This window comes from Collinsella sp. SGI.033 (assembly GCF_050315135.1).
Classification (GTDB): domain Bacteria; phylum Actinomycetota; class Coriobacteriia; order Coriobacteriales; family Coriobacteriaceae; genus Collinsella.
Map to the genome: position 1 here is coordinate 24,009 of NZ_JBNPOK010000017.1, position 22,708 is coordinate 46,716.

The following is a 22,708-nucleotide window of genomic DNA, read 5'->3' on the forward strand; positions in this document are numbered from 1 at the left end:
CGGTGGCCGGAATCGGTTTTGAGCTCAAACGCCTGTTTAGGCGCAAGGGTCTGTTTGCCACGATGCGCGCCTACGGCTACGCCGGCATTGTGTGCACGGGCCCCATGCTGCTGGGCGTGCTGCTCCAGGTGGGTATCTTGGTGCTGTGCGGTTTGTGGGGCGTGGGGCGCGCCAGCCAGGATTTGCTGGTGTGCATGGTGACCTATACGCTGCTAGCGTCGCTTACGCTCACCAGCTTTTTCTCCATGCCCGTCACGCGCTTTTTGGCGGACATGCTCTTTGCCGAGCGCGAAGAAGAGGTCTTGCCCTCGTTTTGGGGCTCCAACGCCATCATGCTCGTTGCGGGCACGGTGCTCTACGGCGTCTTTTTGCTGTTCTCGGGCGCCACACTGCTGCAGGGGCTGCTGTGCCTGTGGCTGTTCAACATTATGATCGTCAACTGGAACGGCATGAGCTATCTCACGGCCATCAAGGATTACCGTGGCATTCTGTGCAGCTTTGCGGCTGCCATTGGCGTGGCGTTCCTGTGCGCTCTGGCAGCGCTGGCACTGGGGCTGCCGCCGGTTGAGAGCCTGTTGGCATCAATCGCCCTGGGCTACGGCGTCATGCTCGCCTGGGACGTGGTGCTGCTGTACCGGTATTTTCCACAGAGCGACCGCAGTCCCTGGCTCTTTTTGCGCTGGCTCGATCAGTTTATGCCGCTGGCGCTCACGGGTCTATTTACCAACCTGGGACTCTTTGCGCACCTGGTAATTATTTGGGCCGGCCCCATTGGCGTGCAGGTCAAGGGCTTGTTTTATGGCGCGCCCTACCACGATGTTCCGGCGCTCATCGCGTTTTTGACGATCCTGGTGACGACCGTCAACTTTGTGGTCTCGGTCGAGGTCAACTTTTACCCGCGCTACCGCGACTACTACAGCCTGTTCAACGACGGTGGCGTGGTGGGCGATATTGTGGTGGCCGAGGAGGAGATGCTCTCCACGCTCAACAGCGAACTGCGCTTTTGCGCGCTCAAGCAGCTGTTTGTGACCGCGGCGGTCATCTCGCTCGAGACCACGGTACTCTCGGCCCTGCCGCTGGGCTTTAACAGTCTTATGCACGGGTATTTTCGCACGCTATGCGTGGGCTATGGCCTGTATGCCGTGGGCAATACGGTGATGCTTATCTTGCTGTACTTTACCGACTACAAAGGGGCCGTGCTGGCCTCGGGCCTGTTTGCCGGTGTGGCGGGGCTGGCGACTGCTGTGTCGCTGCTCTTGCCGCAGCAGTTTTACGGCTTTGGCTTTTTGTTGGGTGCGGCGGTGTTTTTTATCGTGGCGCTGATGCGGCTCGATACCTATACTGCCAACTTGCCGTATCGTATTCTGAGTCAACAGCCCATGGTGGCGACCGACAAAGAAGGCTGGTTTACCGAGTTGGGCCGCATGCTCGAGCATGTTGAGGGGCGCTATGAGGAATAGCGCATGGAGCGGGAGCCACATGGCGCGTTTGAACGCACGGTGGTCCGTGTGTATCACAACCATTGGGGAGGTTCTGATGACCGATAGGATGATGTCTCGCCGTCGCCTGATTGAAGCGGCTACCGGTGCGCTGTTGCTTTCGGGCTGCTCGGTGCAGGAAGACTCCTCGACCAAAAAGGTCAAAAAGCAGGGCAAGATTAACAAGGCCGAGGCCTCGAATGAGGTCAAGCACCTGCGCGACAAGGACGAGCTCTACGAGGTCTACGACGACTCGGGCATTGTGACCATGTACCTGACGGTCTCGCGCGGCAACAGCTCCGAGAACACGGACCACAGCTGGGCCGAGATCAACACGTACTCGGTGTACGACTATGCCGACATGGGCGTGGCGCGCTATCAGGTTATGGGCCTTTTGCAGGCGGGCGACGAAGACGGCCCAGTTGCCGGCGAGGTTGGCTATGGCGAGGAAGCGCCCAATGCTACCGTGCAAGTGCGCGGTCAGACGTCGAGCCGTTATGGTCAGAAAAATTACAAGGTGGAGCTCAAAAAGGGCAAGGGTACCTGGCGCCAGCAGCGCGCGATTGCGCTTAACAAGCACATGGGCGAGGGCTTGCGCTTCCGTAACAAGATGGCCTACGATCTGATCCGTGGCATTCCCCAGATGATGGGCCTGCGCACGCAGTTTGTGCACCTGTGGGTGTGCGACCAGACCGAAAAGTCCAACGACACCTTCGAGGACTACGGCCTGTTTACACAGGTAGAGCAGCTTAATAAGACGGCGCTTAAGGCACATGGCCTAGATAAGAATGGACACCTGTACAAGTTGAACTTCTTTGAGTTCTATCGCTACGAGGACATCATTAAGCTTGCCGACGATCCCGATTACAACCAGGCGGCTTTTGAGAGCATGCTCGAGATTAAGGGCAACTCGGACCACACCAAGCTCATCGAGATGCTCGATGCGCTCAACGATGACACTCAAAAGATCGAGGACGTGCTCGACACCTACTTTGATACCGAGAATCTGGTCTATTGGCTGGCGTTTCAGATCCTGACGGGCAACTGCGATACGCAGAGCCGTAACTGCTATCTGTACAGCCCGCTCAACTCAAATACCTGGTACTTTTTGGCTTGGGATAACGACAGCATGCTGCGTAAGCTTGAGCTGAGCCTGAAGGGGTTCTCGGACTTTGTGAACTGGGAGCGCGGCGTGAGCAACTACTGGGGCAACGTGCTGTTTAACCGCGCGTTGCGCAGTAAGTCGTTCCGCAGCGAACTCGACCGTGCCGTCAAGGACTTGCGCTCGTATTTGACCGAGGAACGTCTGGCCAGGATGATCAAGCACTACCGTGAGGTTACCGAATCCCTGGTCTTTGCCTCGCCCGATATCGACAATCTGCCTGTCACCAAGGACCAATACGAGCAGATCGCCGCGGCGATTCCCTCCGAGATCGAGGAGAACTACAAGAGCTATTGCGAAAGCTATAAAAAGCCCATGCCGTTCTACATCGGCGTGCCGCAGGTCGAGAACGGCAAACTGCGCATTAACTGGGATGCGTCTTACGACTTTGAGGCGCGCGATATTCGCTATACCGTGGAACTGGCGCGCGACTATGCCATTACCGATGTGGTCTTTAAGGCCGAGGACGTGCTGCTGCCGGAGGTAACGTGCGATGCGCCCGATACCGGCCAGTACTTTGTGCGCGTGCGTGCCACCAACTCCGATGGCTATACGCAAGATGCGTTTGACTGCTATGTGACCGACGATGGCAAGCAGTACGGCATGAAGTGCTTTTACGTGCAAGACGGCGGTAAGGTCGTGGAGGACACGTATGAGGAGGGCTAGCGCGTTGCTTGAGCGCCTGGCGGCCCCGCCTGCGCGTGCCACGCAGGAGCGTTATCGCCACGAGCTCAAATATCTCATTAACGAGGGCGAGCACTCCGCGCTTGCCTGTCGCATGGCGCCGGTTTTTAAACTGGACAAGCATGCGCGCTCGGGTGGTTACACCATTCGCAGCCTGTACTTTGACGACTACTGCAACTCGGCCTACGAGGAAAAAGACGCCGGTATTCTCATGCGCAAAAAGTATCGCGTGCGCATCTATAACGGCAGCGACAGGGTGATTAAGCTCGAGCGCAAAAAGAAGTACGGCAGCTGGATCTACAAGGAGGACGCGCCGCTCACGCGCGGCGAGTTTGAGCAGATCCTGGCTGGCGACTACGGCTTTTTGCTGAGGAGCCCGCACCAACTCTGCCGCGAGTTCTACATCGAGTGTATCTGCAACATGATGCGCCCGCGGACCATCGTGGACTACGAGCGCGAGCCGTGGGTGATGGATGAGGGCACCGTGCGCATTACGTTTGACATGAACGTGCGTGCCGCGGTGGGTAGCTTTGACATCTTTGACGCGACCTTGCCCGCGCTGCCCGTGCTGGAGCCCGGCAAGCTGGTGATGGAGGTCAAGTTTACCGAGTTTTGTCCGCAGCTGGTGCGCGATATGGTGCCGCCGGGCGCGGCCGAGCTTACGGCGGTCTCCAAGTACTGCCTGTGTTACGAAAAGACCGCCTACCTGCGCGGTTTTGACTACTGGGAATCGGATTTTGAGAACCGAGGGGATATTTAGACCATGAGCACCAGGGACTTTTTTAAGAACTCCGTCTTGGAGGCGTTTGGTCAGGTCGACCCTGCCAAGATCGGCCTGTCGCTGCTCGTGGCGCTCGCCATGGGCATCCTGATCTATTACGTGTACAAGCGCTTTTTTACCGGCGTGGTGTATTCGCGTAGCTTTGCCGTGACGCTCGTGGGCATGTGCGTGCTCACCTGCATGGTCACGCTCGCGATCTCGACAAACGTGGTCATCTCGCTTGGTATGGTCGGTGCTCTGTCCATCGTCCGCTACCGTACGGCGGTCAAGGACCCGCTCGACCTGCTGTATCTGTTTTGGTCCATTACCACGGGCATTACGGCGGGAGCCGGCATGTATGCACTCGTGGGGCTCACGGCAGCAGTGATCGTGCTGATGATCGCCGGCTTTGCGAGCCGCCAGGACAAGTCGCGCGTGTACATGATGGTCATTCACTACACGGGCCAGACCACTGGCGACGATATCGTGCGCGCGTTTGGGCGCACCAAGTTCACCGTTAAGTCCAAGACTATGCGCGGCGACAAGGTGGAGATGGCCGTCGAGGTGTTCTCTGACGGTGTAGATATGCCCTATGCCGACGCCATCCGTGCCCTCGATGGCGTGGAGGACCTAACGCTCATCCAATACAACGGCGAATACCACGGCTAGAACCCTAGCGAGTAGATTGGGGAAACATCCGCATCGTGGGCTTTTGTTTTGAAGGGACGGTGTCACGTGGACGCACAACAGCTAGAAGAGGCCTGGGCTGCAAGGGCTGGCGCGCGCGAGGCGCGACTGGTTGCAGCCTCGCATGTGCCGGCGGCGCTGTCTCTGTTGGGGATTGTGCGCCCCGGCGATCGCCTGGTGGCCTTTGCGGATGACTTTGCCGAAGCGTTTGCTTGCGCCTTTGAGGGCTGCGATGTCGTGCTGGTGGGCTCGCCGTCCGCCGAGGCGTTTGCTGCTGCGTCCGAGGGCTTTGATGCTTCGCTTGATGCCGAGGGGCCGCACCTGTGGTGGTTCGCCAACTCCATTGGCGCGTTCGGTCTGCGTGTGCCCGATTTGCGCGCGTTAGGCCGCGCCGCGCGTGAGGCCCATGCGCTGCTGGTTGTTGACAACACCGTGGCTGACGTCTTTGGCTGCAATCCGCTGAGCTTGGGCGCCGTGCTGTCGCTCGAGGCACTCGACCGCGTGTGTGCCGGTAAGGCCCCGCGTAAGCTCGTTGCCGCTTCGGTGGCGCGATCGCAGCTCAAGCGCCATCGTGTGGATGCCGCGGCTGAGTGCGCGCATGCGTTGTTTGCGGGCTGCGGTGCGTCGGCGCTCGATCTTTCTGCTGAGGAGGCCGACGTGCTGGAGCGCGGGTTTTCCTCGCTTAACGCTCGCATGCAGGCGCATTTCGACCGCGCCCGTGCGCTGGCCGAGTATCTGGCCGCGAACGAGATGGTGTGCAACGTGCGCTATCCCGGGCTGAGCTCGCATCCTGACCATGCGGTTGCAACGGGAATCCTCGAGCATGGCTTTGGCCCGGCAGTTGAGTTTGACCTTATCGAGCGTAGCGCGGGAGAGCTGTTCGACGCTTTGCCGGGGGAGTTTCGCACATCGCCTGCCGGCGGCGCAACGACGCGTCTTTCGGCCCCACGTGGCAAGCAGGGGGACACCATCCGCCTCTTCGCCGGCACCGACGACCCCCTGACGGTAGCCGCCGCCCTCGATAACGCCCTCCGCAAGTAGCTAATTTGGGACGGGGCTTTTTTAGCTACCCAATGTCAATTTTTGGCTATGAGTTAAGAATGCTCTGGATGGGTAGCTAAAAAAGCCCCGTCCCAAATTAGCTACTCTTTGATGGTGTCGATCAGGTCGTTGGCCCTTGCGGCTATGACTTCGTTGATGTCGGCCTGCAGCTCCTCGTAGGCCGCTATGGCTCGCTCGCCGGCGGGGGTGAGCGAGCTCCCGCGGGCGCCGTCGCGCTCGATGAGCTTGCACCCCAGCTGCCCCTCGGCCTCGTTCACAATGCGCCATGCCTTGGAATAGGCCATGCCCATGCTCTTGGCGGCGCGGTTGAGCGAGTGTTCGCGGGCGATACCCTGCAGCAGCAAGACGCAGCCGTGGCCGAACACGCCCGGCAGATCTTTGTCGCACGACTGAATGACCAGTTTTGCCGTCGTCTTGTACTCCATGCGCTCCACGTCTCTCCGCTAAAGTGTTTGCTGGGCAAACGCAAAGCCTGCGTTAAACCCTCGTGTGCTCTTCTTAAGTCATGCATTGTAGCAGTCAAAGTGCGTTAAGATACTTGCCCAGTATTGGGCGCCCAAGGTTGGGCTGGGTCCTACGAGGCCTGCAGCCGACCGGTCGCATGGAAAAAGGAGAAACATGGCTACGTTCTTTCCCGGTGAGTCCCACACGTTTTCGGAGTATCTGCTGGTCCCTGGTTATTCGTCCTCGCAGTGCATCCCCAACAACGTCTCTCTTAAGACGCCGCTAACCCGCTTTAAGCGCGGCGAGAAGCCGGCAATCACCCTGAACATCCCCATGGTTTCCGCCATCATGCAGTCCGTCTCGGGCGTCGACATGGGTGTCGCGCTCGCTACCGAGGGTGGCCTGTCCTTCATTTACGGTTCCCAGACCCCCGAGTCCGAGGCCGCCATGGTCAAGGCCGTCAAGGATCACAAGGCCGGCTTTGTCCAGTCCGATTCCACGCTGACCCCCGACATGACCATGGAGCAGGTCATCGAGCTCAAGGAGAAGACCGGTCACTCCACCATGCCGGTCACCGACGACGGCACTCCCAAGGGCAAACTCCTGGGTATCGTTACCAGCCGTGACTATCGTCCCAGCCGCGATGACCACCAAAAGAAGGTCTCCGAGTTCATGACCCCGCGTGAGCAGCTCATCGTGGGCGACAAGAACATCAGCCTCAAGGTTGCCAACGACGTCATCTGGGACAACAAGCTCAACGCCCTGCCCATCGTCGACGACAACGATCACCTTATGGGCATTGTCTTCCGCAAGGACTACGACAGCCACAAGACCAACCCCAACGAGCTGCTCGACGGCGACAAGCGCTACATGGTCGGCGCCGGCATCAACACCCGCGACTATGCCGAGCGCGTGCCGCTGCTCATCGAGGCCGGCGCCGATGTCCTGTGCATCGACTCTTCCGAGGGCTTCAGCGAGTGGCAGAAGCGCACCATCGAGTGGATCCGCGCCAACTACGGCGAGGACGTCAAGGTCGGTGCCGGCAACGTCGTTGACGCCGAGGGCTTCCGCTTTTTGGCCGACTGCGGTGCCGACTTCATCAAGGTCGGTATCGGCGGCGGTTCCATCTGCATTACCCGCGAGACCAAGGGTATCGGCCGTGGCCAGGCTACCGCGCTGATCGACGTCTGCCGCGCTCGCGACGAGTACTACGAGGAGACCGGCGTCTACGTTCCCGTGTGCTCCGACGGCGGTATCGTCTACGACTACCACATGACGCTCGCCCTTGCCATGGGTGCCGACTTTATGATGCTGGGCCGCTACTTCGCCCGCTTTGACGAGAGCCCGACCGAGCGCGTCAACGTCAACGGTCAGTACATGAAGGAGTACTGGGGCGAGGGTTCTGCGCGTGCCCGCAACTGGCAGCGCTACGACCTGGGCGGCGCCGCAAAGCTCAGCTTCGTCGAGGGCGTCGACTCCTACGTTCCCTACGCCGGCTCCCTTAAGGACGGCGTGGGCGGCACGCTCTACAAGATCAAGTCCACGATGTGCAACTGCGGCGCCCTCTCGATCCCCGAGCTCCAGAAAAAGGCACGCCTGACCCTGGTGAGCTCGACCTCGATCGTCGAAGGCGGCGCCCACGACGTAGTCGTCAAGGATTCGCAGCAGTCTGTGTCTTATCGATAGGATAAGAGCCGCACATAAAGGTTGAGTTCCAACCACGTTATTAAGATAAAGCGAGATGCCTGCAAGTCGCAGGCATCTCGCTTGTCGTATTTGCTATCATCAGTCAAGTTAACCTTAGGGTCGGTCGGCTTGGCTTTGTTCGCTACAAGTTCCGCACGCAAAGAAGAGCACTTAATGTGCTCTTCGTCTTGCGCAGGACTGTCCGCAGTAGCGAACAAAGCCAAGCCGACCGACCCCAGCTAAGATTAAAGGAGCTGATATGTGCGATTGCACAGATCATAAGGACGAGATCCCTGCCTACGACGCGCAGGCCATTGAGTCCAAGTGGATGAAGGCCTGGGAGGACTCCAACCTCTTTGCCGTCGATACCGACGCCAGCAAGCCCAAGAAGTACGTGCTCGAGATGTTCCCGTATCCTTCGGGCGATCTGCACATGGGCCACGCGCGCAACTATACCATCGGCGATGCCATGGCCCGTCAGGCCCGTATGCGCGGCTTTGACGTGCTGCATCCCATTGGCTTTGACGCCTTTGGCCTGCCCGCCGAGAACGCCGCCATCAAGCACAACACGCAGGCTGCCGCCTGGACGTATAAGAACATGGACCAGGCGCTCGCCACGATGAAGCGCATGGGCTTCTCCTACGATCTGGATCGCATGGTCAAGACCTGCAGCCCCGACTACTACCGCTGGGGTCAGTGGATCTTTGAGAAGATGTGGGAAAAGGGCCTGGTCTACCGCAAGAAGAACCCGGTCAACTGGTGCCCCAACTGCAAGACCGTTCTGGCCAACGAGCAGGTTACCGAGGGCAAGTGCTGGCGCTGCGGCACCGAGCCCGAGAAGCGCGACCTTGAGCAGTGGTACTACAAGATTACCGAGTACTCCCAGGAGCTGCTCGACGATCTGGAGAAGCTCCCCGGCTGGCCCGAGCGCGTTAAGCAGATGCAGGCCAACTGGATCGGCCGCTCCGAGGGCGCCGAGGTCGACTTTACCCTGTGTGATGCCAACGGCGATCCCATCGAGGGCGACGAGGGCAAGATCACCGTCTTCACCACGCGTGCCGACACGCTCTTTGGCGTCTCCTTCTTTGTCTTGGCTCCCGAGTACGCTCGTCTGCACGAGCTCGTCGAGGGCACGGAGTACGAGGAGGCCGTGACCAAGATCGTCGAGGACTCCAAGCATATCTCTGCCGTCGAGCGTGCCCAGGGCACCCTCGAGAAGCACGGTGCCTTTACGGGCCGCTACGTGGTTAACCCCGTCAACGGCGAGAAGGTTCCCGTGTGGGTTGCCGACTATGTCGTTGCCGATTACGGCACCGGCGCCGTCATGGCCGTTCCCTGCGGCGACCAGCGCGACTTTGAGTTTGCCCGCAAGTACGACCTCCCGATCGTCCCGATCATCCTGGACGATAACGACCGCGCTGCCGTCGAGGCCAGTGGCGAGACCATCGATACCTTCCATGCCGAGACCGTCGACTGGGATTGCGCCCACGCTGCCGAGGGCACGCTCGTCCAGTCCGGCAAGTACACCGGCATGCGCGGCGGTAAGCACTCCGAGGGCGAGGCTGCCATCGTGGCTGACCTCGAGGCCATGGGCTGCGGTCGTCGCAAGGTCGAGTTCCGCCTGCGTGACTGGCTCATCAGCCGTCAGCGCTATTGGGGCAACCCCATCCCGGCCATCCATTGCGAGCACTGCGGCATTGTGCCCGTGCCCGAGGACCAGCTGCCGGTGACGCTGCCCGAGAACCTGGACCTGGGCGCCGGTGAGACCCTCGCCGAGTGCAAGGACTTCTACGAGACCACCTGCCCGGTCTGCGGCCGCCCGGCCAAGCGCGAGACCGATACCATGGACACCTTCACCTGCTCCAGCTGGTATTACCTGCGCTATACCGACCCGCACAACACCGAGCTGCCCTTCTCCCGCGAGGCGGCAGACCGTTGGATGCCCGTCGATAACTACATCGGCGGCATCGAGCACGCCATTTTGCACCTGCTCTACAGCCGCTTCTTTACCAAGGCGCTGCGCGACCTGGGTCTGCTCAGCGTGGACGAGCCCTTTACCAACCTGCTGTGCCAGGGCATGGTCAAGGACGAGAACGGCGACACCATGTCCAAGTCCAAGGGCAACGTCGTGCCTCCGAGCTCGGTTATCGAGCCCTACGGCGCCGACACCATGCGTCTGGCGATCCTGTTTATCGCCCCGCCCGAGAAGGACTTTGACTGGGATCCCAAGGCCGTCGAGGGTGCCAACCGCTTTATCAAGCGCGCCTGGCGTATCGTGTGGCAGCTTGTCCAGTCGGGTGATGCCAACGTTGCCTTCGACAAGTCCGTGCTCGACGAGACCGCGATGAAGCTCTATCGCGAGCGTCACCGCACCATCGCCAAGTGCACTGAGGACTTCGATCGCGGCCAGTTTAACACCGCGATCTCGGCCGTCATGGAGCTCGTCAACGCGGCGAGCGCCTACCTCAACGCCACCGAGGGCGCATCGCGCGACAAGGCACTGTGCTACGGCGTGGCCAAGGACATCGTGAGCGTCCTGGCCCCCATCTGCCCGTTCTGGGCCGACGAGCTGTGGCACGAGGCACTCGGCTGCGAGGGCAACGCCTACACCGCCGCCTGGCCCGAGTTTGACCTGGCCGAGTCCATCGAGGACACGGTGCAGATCGTGGTCCAGGTGCTCGGTAAGGTCCGCGGCCGCATCGATGTGGCCCGCGATGCCTCCAACGAGGAGATGCAGGCTGCCGCCGAGGCCGCTGTTGCCAAGTGGCTCGAGGGCAAGACGGTCGTCAAGGCCATCTGCGTGCCCGGCAAGCTGGTCAACCTGGTGGTTAAGTAAACCTTGCGCATATAGTTGATGCACAATAGACGAGGGACGATCCGGCTGGGTCGTCCCTCTTTTTGGATATGGATACTTGCGACTACACCCAATTATCCATTTCTTGTGGAGAACCTGTGCTCACGCTGACCTGCGGGTTTGTGCTATGGTTGCACGTTTTCGCAGGTATTGGTATAGTTTGCTTGCAAATGAAGTTGTAATTGAAAGAAGTGGGGTTTCGGCCCCGCTTCTTTTTTGTATGGATGGAGGTGCCGCAATGGTCAAGACCAAGACCGAGCAGGCGATCATCGACGCGCTCGAGGCCGTCGCCCCCCAGCACGATGTCGATATTGTCGACGTTGAGCTCGTGGGTGCCACCAAGGCCCCCTGCGTGCGTGTGCGTATCGAGGGTGCCGAGGGTCAGAGCCTGTCGCTCAACGACGTCACGGCCAACACCAAGTGGGTCGGCGACGTGATCGAGGAGCTCGACCCCATCTCTTCGAGCTATACGCTCGAGGTGTCGAGCGCGGGTATGGCGCGCCCGCTGCGCCGTCCGCGTGACTTTGTCCGCTTTGTGGGCGAGGACTGCGAGCTTTCCTCCACCGCCACCGAGGGCCGTCGCAAGTACTCCGGCAAGATTGCCGCCGCGACCGAGACCAACGTAACCCTCGAGCTCGAGGACGGCGAGTCTGTCACCCTCGATTTTTCCGATGTTAAAAAGTGTAAGTTGAAGCCCGTCTATGACTTCAAGCCCGCGAAGGAAGGAAACTAACATGGCAGCATCCGACATGATGTCCGCCCTGATGGAGCTTTGCCAGGAGAAGCACATCGACCAGCTCTACCTGATCGACCGTCTGGAGCAGTCGCTCGCCAAGAGCTATGCCGAGATCCTGCATCTTGAGTGGGGCGCCAAGGTGACCATCGACCGCACCACCGGCAAGATCTATGTCTACCGCCTGGAGCCGATCGACGATTCCATGGACGAGGAGGGCAACTTCACCGAGTTCGAGGAAATCGACGTCACCCCCAAGAACACCAGCCGCATCGCCGCCCAGCACGCCAAGGCCGAGATCAACGCCATCGTGCGCAACTCCGCCCGCGAGCAGATCTACGAGGAGTTCTCCGGCCGTATCGGCGACCTCATCAGCGGTACCGTACTGCAGTCCACACCCGACTTTACGATCGTCAAGATCCGCGAAGGCGTCGAGGCCGAGCTTCCGCACTTTGATCAGCGCCGCTACGAGAACGAGCGCAACGAGCGCCCCATGGGCGAGCGCTATCTGCACAACCAGCACATCAAGGCCGTGATCATTGACGTTCGCGACCCCAACTCCACGCTTCCGCCGGTCCGCGGCGAGCACAGCCGTCCGCCGATCGTTATCTCGCGTACCCACCCCGAGCTCATGCGTCGTCTGTTTGAGCAGGAGGTGCCCGAGATCTATGAGGGCACCGTCCAGATCAAGTCGATCGCCCGCGAGCCCGGCCAGCGCTCCAAGGTCGCCGTCCACTCGCTCGATGACCGCCTGGATCCCGTGGGCGCCTGCGTCGGTCCCAAGGGCAGCCGTGTGCGCGCCGTCGTGGGTGAGCTGCGCGGTGAGCGCGTCGACGTCATCCTTTGGGATGCCGATCCGGCCGTCTACGTCGCCAACGCCCTGTCGCCCGCCAAGGTCACTCGCGTCCTTATCGACGAGGAGAAGGCCTATGCCGGCGTCATCGTGCCCGACGACCAGCTTTCGCTCGCCATTGGCAAGGAGGGCCAGAACGCCCGCCTGGCCGCACGCCTGACCGGCTGGCACATCGACATTAAGTCCGAGACCCTTGCCGCCGACATCCTCAAGAACGTTCCCGTTCACGAGGAGCCTGCCGCCGACCTGATCGGTGACGAGGAGGATGACGACGCCCGTCGCTGCGAGTACGTGTCCGAGGACGGCATCCAGTGCCGCAACCAGGCCCGTCCCGGTTCCCGTTTCTGCGGTGTCCACGACACCGACGCCTTCGATGATGCGGAGGACCTGATCTAGCGCGCGGTTGCGCTGGACAGGTTCCGGCGCACATCCCACGCTCGTTCAGTCTCTAGGCACCCAAGGTGCCAGAAAGGGTAGGTGAAGTCATATGGCAAAAGTCCGTGTGTCCACCCTGGCCAAAGAGTTCGGCATGACCTCCAAGGAACTGATGGGTCACCTCGCCGAAATGAAGATTCCCGCTAAGTCTGCTTCCTCCGCGCTGGAGGACGCTTATGTTGCCATGGTCCGCAAGCAGCTTGCCTCGGTGATCGAGGCCCGCGCCCAGGAAGTCGAGGCCGCCAAGCAGGCCGAGGAGGAGGCTGCCGCCGCCGAGGAGGCAGCGCGTGCCGCCGAGGCCGAGCGCGAGCGCATCGCCGCCGAGAAGGCACGCGAGGAGGAGCGCCGCCAGTTTGCCGCCGCCCAGGCCGCTGAGGAGGCAGCCCGTGCCGAGGCCGAGGCCAAGAAGAAGGCCGAGCAGGAGCGCCTTGCCCGCGAAAAGGAGGAGGCTGCTCGCGAGGCCCAGCGCCGCGCCGTTCCCGCTTCCGACTCCGGTTCGCGCTTCCGTTCGCTGCTCGATCAGATCGCCGCACAGGAGACCGTGCTCAAGGAGAAGAAGGACGCCGAGGACAAGGCCAAGGCCGAGCGCGGCAACCGTCGCGGCGGCAACAACGATCGTCGTGGCGGCCGTCGCAACGACCGCAACGCCTCCGAGAGCCGCCCGCACAGCCATCGCACCAACGCCAGCAACAATGTCGCTGCCGGCATGGATTTCCCCAACCCCGATAAGCAGGGCAAGGGCAAGAAGCGCAAGGGTGGTCACAACAGCGAAGAGGACCACTACAGCCGCATGGCGCGCGAGGCCGAGGAGTACAGCCGCGAGAAGGTTCTCGAGGAGGCCCGTGCCGCCGTCGAGGAGGCCTCTCGCGAGTCCACCGGTCGCCGCAAGAAGCGCAAGGAGAAGCGCGAGCGCGAGGCCGCTAGGGCTCAGGAGGAGCGCAAGATTGAGGAGGCGCTGGCCCAGGGCGTGAACCCCGAGGAGCTCGACGCCATCAAGGTCTCCCAGGGCGTTACCGTCCAGGAGCTTGCCGAGGCGCTCGACGTTCCGGCCAACGACATCATCAAGCGCCTGTTCCTGCTGGGCACCCCGCTCACCATGACGCAGTCCATGTCCGACGACCTTGTCGAGCTCGTTGCCGACGACTTGGGCCGTCAGATCAGGATCATCACCCCCGAGGAGGAGAACACCTTCTCGTTCTACGACGATCCCGCCGACCTTAAGCCCCGCGCCCCGGTCGTCACCGTCATGGGTCACGTCGACCACGGCAAGACGAGCCTGCTCGACGCCATCCGCCACACCGGCGTCGCTGCCGGCGAGGCTGGCGGCATTACCCAGGCCATCGGCGCATCGCAGGTCATGATCAACGACCGCAAGATCACCTTCATCGATACCCCGGGCCACGCTACCTTTACGGCCATGCGTGCCCGTGGCGCCAAGGTGACCGACATCGTCATCCTGATCGTCGCCGCCGACGACGGCGTCATGCCCCAGACGGTCGAGTCGATCAACCACGCCAAGGCCGCCGGCGTTCCCATCGTCGTCGCCGTCAACAAGATCGATAAGCCCGGCGCCAACCCCGACCGCGTGCGCCAGGAACTCACCGAGTACGGCGTCATCCCCGAGGAGTGGGGCGGACAGAACATGTTCGTCAACATCTCGGCCAAGCAGAAGATCGGTATCGACGACCTTCTGGAGACCGTGCTGCTCCAGGCCGACGTGCTCGAGCTCAAGGCCAACCCCGATACCTTCGCCTCGGGCAACGTCCTCGAGGCCAAGCTCGACAAGGGCCGCGGCTCGGTCGCTACCGTGCTCGTGACCCGCGGTACCCTGCATGTGGGCGATACGCTGGTCGCCGGCCTTACCTATGGCCGCGTCCGCGCCATGCTCGACCCCAAGGGCCGCGCCGTCACCGAGGCCGGTCCCTCCGACGCCGTCGAGATCCTGGGCCTGCAGTCCGTCCCCAACGCCGGCGACGAGTTCCGCGTGTTCGAGGACGAGCGCGAGGCGCGCGCCCTGGCCGATGAGCGCTCGCTCAAGGCCCGTATCGAGGAGCAGAGCCGCGTGAAGCACGTCACGCTCGAGAACCTCTTCGAGACCATCGCCGACGCCGAGGTCAAGGAGCTCAACCTGATCATCAAGGCCGACGTCCAGGGCTCCATCGAGGCCCTTCAGGACTCGCTCGACAAGATGGATCAGTCCGAGGTCCGCATCAACACGATTCACTCCGCGGTCGGTGCCATCAACGAGACCGACGTCGTCCTGGCCGACGCCTCCAACGCCATCATTATTGGCTTTGGCGTGCGTCCCGACGGTAAGGCCCGCTCCGCTGCCGAGCGCGAGGGCGTCGAGATTCGTTGCTACGACGTTATCTACAAGTGCCTCGAGGAGCTCGACGCTGCCCGTATCGGCATGCTCAAGCCCACCGAGGTCGAGGTCTCCACGGGTACCGCGACCGTCCTGGACACCTTTAAGGTGCCCAAAGTCGGTATCGCCGCCGGTGTCCGCGTCGAGGAGGGCGAGATCGCCGCGAACGATTCCGTGCGCCTGGTGCGCGACGGCATCGTTGTCTTTAACGGTAAGATCGCCTCGATGCGCCACTACAAGGACGAGGCCAAGAGCCTCAAGAGCGGTTCCGAGGGCGGCATTGGCCTGGAGAACTTCCAGGACATCAAGCCCGGCGACCAGATCGAGGGTTACCGTATCGACCAGGTTGCCCGTACCGAGTAGGGGGTAGCGCTATGAAGCAAACGCAGGCAACCCGCCGTCTGGGCGAGCAGCTTCGCGAGAAGCTCGGTTATATCCTTCTCTTTGAGGTTTCCGATCCGCGTCTCGACCTGGTCACCCTGACCGCGGTCGAGGTCGCGGTGGACCGTTCGTTCGCGCGCGTGTACGTGTCATGCGATGCGAGCCGCTACGATGAGGTCATGGAGGCGCTCGCCAGCGCCAAGGGCCGCATTCGCAGCCTGTTGGCTCGCTCGCTCGACTGGCGCGTCACGCCCGAGCTCGATTTTCGCATCGATCGCTCGACCGATGAGGCCGAGCGCATTACGCGTGCGCTGGAGAATGTCCCGGCCACGCTGGCGATCGAAAAGGACGAGGACGGCTATCCCATAGCGGATGCCGCCCAGGAGGCAGCTTTAGATGACTAATTCCGCCGACCTCGTCTCGTGCGAGTCTGCAGATATTAAACGACGCATCCTCGAGCTTATCGAGGGTGCGTCCTCCATTGCGATCTCGGGTCATACCTCTCCCGACGGCGATGCCCTGGGCTCCGTGTTGGGCTTGGGTCTCTCGCTCATGAAGGCGTTCCCCGACAAGGACATCGCGCTGCTGCTCGCAGACGACGATCCCGTTCCGCGTATTTACCGCTTTATGGAAGGCGCCGATCGTCTGGTGCCGGCTTCGAGCTTTACGGGCGATCCCGACCTGTTTATCTCGGTGGATGTGCCGGTTGTCGAGCGTCTGAACAACTCGGCCGACGTGCTCCGCCGCTCCAAACATGTGGTGTGCTTTGACCACCATCCGGCGCGCGAGGAGTTTGCCGAGGTAAGCCTGAGGCGTGTCGATGCTGCGGCGTGCGCCATGATCATCGACCACTTTTTGGATGATTGCGGCATTGTCGTTCGCGATCGCATCGCCACCTGTCTGCTCTGTGGCCTGGTTACCGATACCGGTCGTTTTCAGTATCAGAATGCCGATGCCGCTGCGTTCCATGCGGCTTCGCGCCTGGTGGCGCACGGTGCCGACCCGGCGCGTGTCGCGCTCGAGGTCTATCAGAGCATGCGCGTCGAGTTCTTGCACCTCAAGTCCATCGTCATGGGCCGCATCAAGACGGTCGCGCACGGGCGCGTGGCGTATAGCTACGCGTACGAAAGCGACCTTAAGGAATGTGGCGTCACTTCGGATGAGTGCGACGGCTTGGTCGATGTGGTGCGCTCGGTGATGGGTGTCGAGGTCTGCCTGTTCCTTAAGGGCATCGAGGGCGATACCAAGGTGCGCGGAAACCTGCGCTCCAAGGGCGACATGGATGTCTCCGAGATTGCGGCCAACTTTGGCGGAGGCGGACATCACGCTGCCGCCGGCTTTACCAATAACGGAACGATTTTCGAGACGCTCACCGCGGCACTTCCCATGCTGGCCGAGCTGGTGGGGGAGGATCCCGCTTCGGTGACCGTCGAGCTTTAACTTTTTGGATGGTACATGGCTCGTCGTACGCCTTCTCAATTGAATATGCTGCTCGCCGTCGATAAACCGGTGGGCTGCACGTCCCACGACGTGGTATCGCGGTGCCGGCGCGCCCTCCATGAGCGGCGCGTCGGTCATGCCGGCACGCTCGACCCCATGGCGTCGGGTGTCATGGTGGTGGGCGTGGGCCAGGCTACGCGTCTGCTGGGCATGCTTACCCTCGATACCAAAAGTTACGTCGCCGATATCTCGTTTGGCGCCGAGACCAATACCGACGATGCGGAAGGCGAGGCCATCCGTACGGTTGCCATTGCACCCGAGCTGCGCGATCCGGCCTATGCCCGTGAGCGCTTGAGCGCCATGCTGGGCCCTCAGATGCAGGTTCCGCCGGCGTTTTCGGCTATTTCGGTCAACGGCGTGCGCGCCTATAAGTCTGCACGTGAGGGCAATGCCGTTGAGTTGCCTGCGCGCCCGGTCGAGGTATATTCTGCCGACCTGATCGCCGTGAGTGGCGAGGGCGATTCCTGCATTTGGACCGTTGCCTTCTCGGTGAGCAAGGGCACCTATATCCGTGCGCTCGCTCGCGACCTGGGTCGCGCCTGCGATAGTGCCGCGCATATTTCCGCGCTGCGCCGTACCGCTTCTGGCATTGTCTCCATCGGTGCCTGCCATGCAGTCGAGGAGCTTTCTCCCGAGTCCGCTGCCGGCTTTGCCTTGGACCCCATTGCGGCCCTCGGCGCCACGCGTGTCGACTTGCCGGGCAATCTTGCGGACGATCTACTGTGCGGACGTCGTATTCCTATTGATCGCGCGCTCGCCGGCTTCGATGCGTCGAAGGCACCGTTTGCGCTGGTGCTCGATGGCGGGCTCAAGGCTTTGGCTCGTATCGAGGATGGTCGCTTTGTGATGGAGCACGTCTTTCCGCAGGCGATCGGCGGTGTTCGATGATGCTGGACCCTCGCGAGCTCGCGCGCACATTTTTTGTGGGCGCGGCGGCGGAGGCCCGCATCGTTTTGGCTGATGCTTTTGGTGACTGCGAGTCTATGGGTGCCGCCTCGATTGCCATCGGCGTGTTCGATGGCGTGCATAGGGGACATCGTGAGCTGATCGATGCGGTCATTCGCGATGCGCGCGTCCACGGCTGCAAAGCGGTTGTCGTAACGTTTGACCCTGATCCAGATGTTGTGGTGAGCCCTGCGCCCGCTCAAAAATTGATGACGACGGCCGACCGCCTACATGCCCTGGCTCAGACTGGGGTCGATGCCGTGGTGGCTGTTCCCTTTACGCCTGCGGTAGCGTCGCTCGACCACGTGGGCTTTCTTGAGCTGTTGGCGCATGCTGTCGACATTCGCTCCATTCGCGTTGGCAGCGATTTTAGGCTGGGCCGCGGCGGTGCCTCGGGCGTTGCCGAGATGAAGGCATGGGGTGTCGAGCGCGGTGTTGACGTGTATGGGCACAATTTGCTGTGCGAGGCCGGCGAGGCTATCTGCGCCACCCGCATTCGACGTGAGCTGAGCTTGGGCCACGTTGAGCTGGCAGCCGATCTACTCGGCCGTCCCTATATGGTGCGCGGCGGCGTGATTCGCGGTCGCCACGAGGGCTCCGATATGGGATTTCCGACGGCAAACCTGCTGGTGCCAAACGGAATCCAGCTGCCTGCCGATGGCGTCTACGAGGGCCTTGTGCTGGTCGACGATACCGTGTGGCCCGCTGCCGTCAACGTGGGCCTGCCGCCGACGTATGCCGACGATGCCGCCTCGGCGCATCTCGAGGCCAACTTGATCGGGTATGCGGGCGACCTGTATGGACGTTCGGTTTCGTTGGCGTTTACGCGTTGGCTGCGTCCTTCGCGCGTGTTTGATTCGCTGGACGAGCTTATCGCGACCGTCGAGGGTAATATTGACGACATCCGTCATAACTTGGGTGAGCAGGGGGTGGGCATCCGTGATTAGCGATGAGGAGAAAGACCAGGTGCGCGCTGCGTCCGACCTGGTTGCCATTGTGCAGGAAACGGTTGAGCTCAAGCCCCGCGGCCATGAGTTTTGGGGTTGCTGCCCCTTCCATGGCGAAAAGACCCCATCGTTTCACATTATCCCCGCTACGCAGGTGTGGCACTGCTTTGGCTGTGGCGAGGGCGGCGACGTCTTCACCTACATCATGAAGCGCGAGAACCTGAGCTTTCCCGAGTCGATTCGTTACCTGGCCGATCGTGCCGGCATTGAGCTGCACGATACCGGCACGCAGCGCGATCGCGGCACCAAGCGCGCCCGCATCTATGACCTGTGCGCCGAGACGGCCCAGTTCTATCACACCATGCTCATGCGCGGTAAGGACAGCCGTCCGCGCGAGTACTTTGCCAGCCGCGGTATGGGTGGCGACGTCTGCCGTCGCTACTGCCTGGGCTTTGCGCCGGGTCGCAATATGTTGGTGGCCCATCTGTCGCAGAAGGGCTTTACCCCGCAGGAGATGATCGACGCCAACGTGGCCGTGAGCCGCGGGCGCGGACAGCTTGCCGATCGTTTTTACGACCGCGTGATGTTTCCCATCTTTGACGAACAGGGTCATAACATCGCCTTTGGCGGTCGTATTATGGGCGACGGCCAACCCAAGTATCTCAACACCGCCGAGACGAGCGTGTTTCATAAAAAGAGAAACCTCTACGGCTTTAACTGGGCCAAGGAGTTTATCGTCGCGCAGGATACCGCCATCGTGGTGGAGGGATATACCGACTGCATCGCCTGCTGGGAGGCGGGGATCAAAAACGTCGTCGCCACGCTGGGTACGGCGCTGACGGAACATCACGTAAAGACGCTCACCCGTTTTGCCAAGCGCATCGTGTATATGTTCGATGGTGACGCCGCCGGTCAAAAGGCCGCGCGCCGCGCGATTCAGTTTATAGAGCAGGACTCGATGGACCTGCGCTGCGTGGTGCTTCCCGACGGCAACGACCCTATGGAGTTCATCTCCGCGCATGGTGGCGAGGCACTGCAGGCGCGTATCGCCGCCGCCGAGCCCCTCATGGACTTTGTGTACCGCTCACTGCAGGAGTCGAGCGACATTACCACGCCGGGCGGTCGCGCCAAGGCGCTCGAGGATGCGCTGACGCTCATCTATCCGCTGCGCGATAGCTACATGATCGATACGTACTTTATCCAGATCGCCGACCTTCTGGGCCTGGATTTGGAGACGGTACGCTCGAGCTCGGGCCGTGTGTTTCGCGATGTCGCCAAGCGCGAGGACGCCGAGCGTCGTCGCGAGCAGAACTACGAGCGCCAGCGGGCACAGGCCGAGCGCGCAGGCAGCGCGGGCGGTCGGGTGTCCGGTCCGCAGGGGGCATCTCGCGGCGCCTGGGCGTCGGGGACGACGCCGCCGGTATCCGCACCGGTCGAGGAGGAACCGTACGACTATGTGCCGCTCGAGGCCTACGGGGCCGCGCCGGTCGAGGTCGTCGACGATATGCCGCCGATCGATGTGCCTGCTGGCATGGACGCGGCGCCCGCGGGGTCTGCTTCGACCGCTTCCGTTCCGGCGACGCCGATTGTGCTGACCGATCTGGAGCGGAAGTCTCTGGCGGGGGAGCGCGAGCTGTTGACGATGCTCACCAGCTACCCCGACCTATTCCGCACGTACACCGATCGCATCTGCTCGATTGAGTGGGTAGACCCCCGTCACGAGTCCATCGCGTGGGCCGTGCTCGCGACGCCGCCGGGCACCGACCCCGCGGCGTGCATGGACGCCGCGCGCGCGGTGTGTCCCGAGGCGGCTTCGCTTGTCAGCGCCGGGCGCATCTCGGCGACGAGCAAGCACCCCACCGAAACGAACATCGTCTTTATGCTCGATACGCTTGAGCTTTACACCATCAAGCGCCGTATGCGGGCTGCTCAGGCCAAGCTGCGCCAGGACCGGTCGCTCGACGATGACGCGCGCCGTGCATTGACCATGCAGGCCGCGCAGGATTCTTTGCGCCAGCGCGAGCTCCAGAAATCGATTGGCGGCGTGGCCGATCCGTTCCGGTTGATTGGTTTGGAGGCCGCGGGTCCCGATCAGGCCTAGATGTTGTGGTCAATCGGCATGTTATCTGCTATATCCAGTCTGAATTTTGGGTATAGACGTGTAAGTGTGTGCTAAAGTAATGTGTCCTGTGGACTACGAAGGGAGAATCTGTGCCAAATAAGACTGAGAGCACGGGTACTGGGCTGGAATCCTACGTTGCTAAGCTCATGGGCAACGGCTCAAACAGGACTTCGGTAACCGAGGACGAGATCCAGGTCGTCCTGAAGGATATCGATGTTTCTGACGAGCAGCTCAACGCGGTCTATTCCGCGCTGCGCAACAGCGGCATCCAGATTATCTCCGCGAGCGGAAACGACGACGCCCCCATGGACGTCGACGATGACGATAACGATACCGACGATTTCGATGACGACGAGGAGCATGATTCTGGCTCGCTCGACGATCATGAGCTTAAAATGGCCCGTCAGGCCGATGCCGAGATGGGTTCTTGCAAGAGCAAAAAGAAGCGCACCGTCCGCACGTCCCGTTCGCGTTCTCGCGTGCGTGGCATCGATGCCTCCACGGTGATGCTGACCGGTGACCCGGTTCGTATGTACCTTAAGGAGATCGGCAAGGTCGACCTGCTGACTGCCTCCGAAGAGGTCGATCTGGCCATGAAGATCGAGGCCGGTCTCGAGGCCACCGAGAAGCTCGAGGCCGCCGAGGCGGGCGAGATCGAGCTCACTCGCGCCGAGATGCGTCGTCTGACTCGTATCGAGAACGTGGGCCTCGAGGCCAAGCAGGCGCTCATCAGCGCCAACCTCCGTCTGGTCGTCTCCATCGCCAAGCGCTACGTCGGTCGCGGCATGCTGTTCCTGGATCTGATCCAGGAGGGCAACCTCGGTCTGATCCGCGCCGTCGAGAAGTTCGACTACCAGAAGGGCTTCAAGTTTTCCACGTACGCCACGTGGTGGATCCGTCAGGCCATCACGCGCGCTATCGCCGACCAGGCCCGTACCATCCGTATTCCCGTACACATGGTCGAGACCATCAACAAGCTTGTCCGCGTGCAGCGCCAGCTCCTCCAGGATCTGGGTCGCGACCCGACCCCCGAGGAGATAGGTGCCGAGATGGACATGAGTGCCGACCGCGTCCGCGAGATTCAGAAGATCTCACAGGAGCCCGTGTCGCTCGAGACTCCTATCGGTGAGGAAGAGGATTCCCAGCTGGGCGACTTTATCGAGGACTCCCAGGCCATCGTTCCGCCCGATGCCGCCAGCTTCTCCATGCTGCAGGAGCAGCTCACCCAGGTGCTCGACTCGCTTGCCGATCGTGAGCGCAAGGTTATTGAGCTGCGCTTTGGACTTGTCGACGGACATCCCCGCACGCTCGAGGAAGTCGGCCGCGAGTTTGGTGTCACGCGCGAGCGCATCCGCCAGATCGAGTCCAAGACCCTGGCCAAGCTCCGCCACCCCAGCCGCTCCAGCAAGCTCAAAGACTATATCGAAAGCTAGTCATGCAAGAAGCGCCCTCAAGCACATCCGCTTGAGGGCGCTTTCATGTAACAAGGGCCGGCAGTTAAGGCACGGGTAGTCTTTTTGGGACGGGGCTTTTTTAGCTACCCAATCTGGGGCCTTTAAAGCTTGAGCCGCTCATTGAGATAGGGTAGCTAAAAAAGCCCCGTCCCAAAA

The 22,708-nt window shown here is 61.5% G+C and carries 17 protein-coding genes; 16 read left to right on the plus strand and 1 reads right to left on the minus strand.

Annotated features, from left to right (window positions below; genetic code table 11):
- Window positions 1-2 precede the first annotated feature (2 nt).
- The 5 genes from pelG to ACQRC0_RS06395 all read left to right on the plus strand — a co-directional run bounded on the left by pelG (window position 3) and on the right by ACQRC0_RS06395 (window position 5,812).
- Window positions 3-1,460, plus strand: a complete 1,458-nt coding sequence (gene pelG / locus ACQRC0_RS06375) for an exopolysaccharide Pel transporter PelG (protein ID WP_427728727.1) — start codon at window positions 3-5, stop codon at window positions 1,458-1,460.
- A gap of 76 nt (window positions 1,461-1,536) precedes the next feature.
- Window positions 1,537-3,306, plus strand: a complete 1,770-nt coding sequence (locus ACQRC0_RS06380; RefSeq protein WP_427728729.1) for a CotH kinase family protein — start codon at window positions 1,537-1,539, stop codon at window positions 3,304-3,306.
- Entirely contained in the window at window positions 3,293-4,084 is a 792-nt protein-coding gene (locus ACQRC0_RS06385; protein ID WP_427728731.1) for a polyphosphate polymerase domain-containing protein, read from the plus strand. Before ACQRC0_RS06380 ends, ACQRC0_RS06385 begins: the two co-directional genes overlap by 14 nt.
- Window positions 4,085-4,087: 3 nt before the next feature.
- Complete coding sequence (locus tag ACQRC0_RS06390) at window positions 4,088-4,753, plus strand: DUF4956 domain-containing protein (RefSeq protein WP_427728733.1); 666 nt, start codon at window positions 4,088-4,090, stop codon at window positions 4,751-4,753.
- Window positions 4,754-4,819: 66 nt separating this feature from the next.
- Window positions 4,820-5,812, plus strand: coding sequence for a PLP-dependent transferase (locus ACQRC0_RS06395; protein WP_427728735.1), 993 nt, complete (start codon window positions 4,820-4,822; stop codon window positions 5,810-5,812).
- Between the two features lie 101 nt (window positions 5,813-5,913).
- On the opposite strand, the gene ACQRC0_RS06400 is transcribed toward ACQRC0_RS06395, so the two are convergent.
- Entirely contained in the window at window positions 5,914-6,258 is a 345-nt protein-coding gene (locus tag ACQRC0_RS06400; protein ID WP_427728737.1) for a winged helix-turn-helix domain-containing protein, read from the minus strand.
- 193 nt (window positions 6,259-6,451) lie between these two features.
- Here ACQRC0_RS06400 and ACQRC0_RS06405 point away from each other — a divergent pair, with 193 nt between their 5' ends.
- The 11 genes from ACQRC0_RS06405 (at window position 6,452) to rpoD (ending at window position 22,531) form a co-directional block, all read left to right on the plus strand.
- Window positions 6,452-7,963 (plus strand): IMP dehydrogenase, encoded by a 1,512-nt coding sequence (locus ACQRC0_RS06405; RefSeq protein ID WP_154515410.1) that lies wholly within the window; start codon window positions 6,452-6,454, stop codon window positions 7,961-7,963.
- 259 nt (window positions 7,964-8,222) lie between these two features.
- The gene (gene leuS / locus ACQRC0_RS06410) at window positions 8,223-10,799 is read left to right on the plus strand and encodes a leucine--tRNA ligase (RefSeq protein WP_427728739.1); all 2,577 of its coding nucleotides are present in this window, start codon (window positions 8,223-8,225) and stop codon (window positions 10,797-10,799) included.
- Between the two features lie 256 nt (window positions 10,800-11,055).
- Window positions 11,056-11,550 (plus strand): ribosome maturation factor RimP, encoded by a 495-nt coding sequence (gene rimP, locus ACQRC0_RS06415; RefSeq protein ID WP_427728741.1) that lies wholly within the window; start codon window positions 11,056-11,058, stop codon window positions 11,548-11,550.
- A gap of 1 nt (window position 11,551) precedes the next feature.
- Window positions 11,552-12,799 (plus strand): transcription termination factor NusA, encoded by a 1,248-nt coding sequence (nusA, locus tag ACQRC0_RS06420; protein ID WP_154515419.1) that lies wholly within the window; start codon window positions 11,552-11,554, stop codon window positions 12,797-12,799.
- A gap of 91 nt (window positions 12,800-12,890) precedes the next feature.
- A complete protein-coding gene (gene infB / locus ACQRC0_RS06425) occupies window positions 12,891-15,566 on the plus strand; it encodes a translation initiation factor IF-2 (protein ID WP_427728743.1) in 2,676 nt (891 codons plus the stop codon).
- An 11-nt stretch (window positions 15,567-15,577) separates the two neighbouring features.
- Window positions 15,578-15,988, plus strand: a complete 411-nt coding sequence (gene rbfA, locus ACQRC0_RS06430) for a 30S ribosome-binding factor RbfA (RefSeq protein WP_006234038.1) — start codon at window positions 15,578-15,580, stop codon at window positions 15,986-15,988.
- On the plus strand, window positions 15,981-17,024 hold the full coding sequence (locus tag ACQRC0_RS06435) for a DHH family phosphoesterase (protein WP_427728745.1): 1,044 nt from the start codon (window positions 15,981-15,983) through the stop codon (window positions 17,022-17,024). Before rbfA ends, ACQRC0_RS06435 begins: the two co-directional genes overlap by 8 nt.
- Before the next feature lie 15 nt (window positions 17,025-17,039).
- Complete coding sequence (gene truB, locus ACQRC0_RS06440; RefSeq protein ID WP_427728747.1) at window positions 17,040-17,972, plus strand: tRNA pseudouridine(55) synthase TruB; 933 nt, start codon at window positions 17,040-17,042, stop codon at window positions 17,970-17,972.
- The gene (gene ribF, locus ACQRC0_RS06445) at window positions 17,969-18,976 is read left to right on the plus strand and encodes a riboflavin biosynthesis protein RibF (protein WP_427728748.1); all 1,008 of its coding nucleotides are present in this window, start codon (window positions 17,969-17,971) and stop codon (window positions 18,974-18,976) included. Before truB ends, ribF begins: the two co-directional genes overlap by 4 nt.
- Entirely contained in the window at window positions 18,969-21,077 is a 2,109-nt protein-coding gene (dnaG, locus tag ACQRC0_RS06450) for a DNA primase (RefSeq protein ID WP_427728750.1), read from the plus strand. Before ribF ends, dnaG begins: the two co-directional genes overlap by 8 nt.
- Before the next feature lie 110 nt (window positions 21,078-21,187).
- Window positions 21,188-22,531 (plus strand): RNA polymerase sigma factor RpoD, encoded by a 1,344-nt coding sequence (rpoD, locus tag ACQRC0_RS06455; protein WP_370450567.1) that lies wholly within the window; start codon window positions 21,188-21,190, stop codon window positions 22,529-22,531.
- Window positions 22,532-22,708 lie beyond the last annotated feature (177 nt).